The 2,522-nt window shown below is 65.7% G+C and carries 2 protein-coding genes; both read left to right on the top strand.

Going from position 1 to position 2,522, the window contains the following annotated elements:
• A partial coding sequence (locus VFA16_RS05295; RefSeq protein WP_324966808.1) for a GGDEF domain-containing protein occupies positions 1-1,060 on the top strand: 1,060 nt, incomplete at its 5' end.
• A 467-nt stretch (positions 1,061-1,527) separates the two neighbouring features.
• Positions 1,528-2,522: IPT/TIG domain-containing protein (locus tag VFA16_RS05290; RefSeq protein ID WP_324966807.1), on the top strand; the 995-nt coding region annotated here is incomplete at its 3' end.

The following is a 2,522-nucleotide window of genomic DNA, read 5'->3' as shown; positions in this document are numbered from 1 at the left end:
GACCGCCGCCGGCAGGTATGTGGTTGCATTCGCCGTGCCAATCCGTCGCTTCGGGCTGATCACCGCGGTCTTGCTGACCTTCGCCGACGTCCGCAGCTGGCCGCTGCAGGGGTACGACGCCGCCTTGCACATAGGACTGGGGTCGACCTCGCTCGTCGTTGACCGCACCGGCCGAGTCACTGCGGCAAGCCAGCCACGGCTGCTAGGCCAGCGCCCTCGCGGCATCCCCGCGGCGGCCATGTCGGGCGGGACCGGGATGACAAGCAACCGTGTCAATGGCGCTGACGCCTTAATCTCTTACGGGCCGGCCGGACACGGGTGGACAGCGTTGACGATGCAACCCGTCGCGGCGTTCTCCGGTGCCATAGACCACAGCCGCGATGTGGCCGTCCTCGCTCTCGCCGCGCTCCTCAGCGCCGCGGTCATATGCCTGGTTGTGTTCCACCACAAAAGGCAGCGGGTATTCGCTCGTCTCGCCGAGCAACGGCTCTACGATCCGCTGACCGGCCTGGGACAGCGGGCCCTACTGCAAGCCCGGCTCGATGCTGCACTAGCCCGGCGACGGCGTCACGGCCGTCCCCTCGCCCTGCTCTATTGCGACCTCGACGGGTTTAAGGGCATTAACGATCGCTACGGGCACAACGCAGGCGACAACCTTCTAGTCGCCACCGCACGCCGCATAGTCAGTGTTCTGCGGGACACCGATATGGCCGTGCGCCTCGGCGGTGACGAATTTGCTGTCGTTCTCGAGGAGACCTCCCCGAGCGAAGCCGCAGCTATTGCGCGCCGCATCCGCGATGCGGTCGCCACACCCCTGACGGTGAATGGCATCTGCGTCACCCCGCAACTCAGCATCGGCGGGGGAATCATCGTCGATGGTGACGCCCAAGCTGACGATCTTCTTCACGAGGCAGATTTAGCGATGTACGAGTCCAAACGGGGCGACGGACAACCGCGTGTAGTCGTTACCCATGGCGCCCACTCCAGCTGCCCCATCCGCATAGCCAAACAACGCCCCGCCGGGGACGGGACGAACGCGTGTCAAGCCGCAGCGCACTAATCAGCCGCGCGCACCGGGCGCCCACCCTCGGCACGTCGAGCTCGCCGCACGCCCGAAGGCGGCGCCTCCTGCGAGTTCAGCGTCGCAAGTTGGCGTCGGACGACAGTCAATCAGCGGTCAGCGGTCAGCGGTCAGGGGTTGGTAGTCACGTGGTAGTCACACGAGTGAAAGGACACCACAGCATAAGCCGTCATGCAGCGAACGCACGCGTACAGCAAATGCCCTCTGACCTGCGGAAACGTTCCGGCGGGGCAGTCCGTGACACCAGGCGACACCCACCTTAACGATCTTGTAATCGGCAGGTTCCCGGTTCGAGTCCGGGCGTCGGCTCCACTTGGCAGGCTGTCGGCCGAAGCGCCTGACCATCTGCGACAGCCTTATCGCGACGTTCGGCAGACAGCGGCGGGTGTCAGGTGTGCAATGACGGTTGCGGTGTCGTGACGTCGCCGCACAGGGGAGGGATCGGCATGCGAACCAGACTCAGCAGCGTCCTAGCCATTGCCGCCGGCGCCATGGTGCTTGTGGCACCCACCCTTCCGGCGTACGGCGACTCCGGAAGTGGCACGTCGTCGACGATCGGCATCGTTCCGCCGAACGACCCGGGTTATTTCTGCAATCCGCAGCTTCGGCAGGCGATCGACACCATTGACTACTGCCGGGCGGTGGAGGGTGTGGGACCTATGGTCCTGCCCGACAATTACGGTTCGCTTCCGCCGCAGGCCCAGATGCTTGTGGTCTTCAACCTCGAGCGGATCAACCGTGGGCTGCCACCAATAGTCGGGTTGAGTCAGTCGCTCGACGGCTACGCCCAGCAGGGGGCGGACGCCAACGACGACCCACCGTTCCCGCCGGACGGCAACGGTGGTGGCGGAATTTGGGATGCCAACACCTCCACGCTCGGCGCCGACGACGCCTTCATGTACACGGACGACTGCTCCCCGCACAACGTCGTCGGCTGCTGGGGTCATCGCGACAACATCCTCATCGACGACAATTCAACCGACCCACTTGACGGTGGCGGCGGTTTCACACTCCGCGGATATAACTCCCAGCTCAACTCGTACACGTTCGAGTTCATATACGGCTACCCCCACGACGACCTGGTCTTCACGTGGCAGGACGAGCTGTCCCACTTCGCTAGTCCCCCGGCCGTCGAGCGCGTCCAGCCGCCGACGATCACGGCCATCAGGCCGAGCCTGGCCTCGACCGCGGGCGGGACCACCTTCGACGTGCGCGGCACGAACCTGATCAGCACCAAGGCCATCCAGGTGGGCGGCGTGCGGGCGACGCATGTGCGCTGCGAGACCGAGACATCGTGCACGGCGCGGGCGCCCGCCCATGCTGCGGGGGCAGCGGAGGTGCGGGCGACGACGGTCGCCGGGACGAGCCCGTTGAGCCGGCACATGCAGCTCACCTATGCAAAGCCTGCGCTCAAGCGGATCGGCAGTGCCCGACGGTCAGT

Source organism: Mycobacterium sp. (assembly GCF_035653355.1).
Classification (GTDB): Bacteria; Actinomycetota; Actinomycetes; order Mycobacteriales; family Mycobacteriaceae; genus Mycobacterium.
The sequence above is the reverse complement of the archived record's forward strand: the minus strand, read 5'-3'. Positions and strand labels throughout refer to the sequence as shown.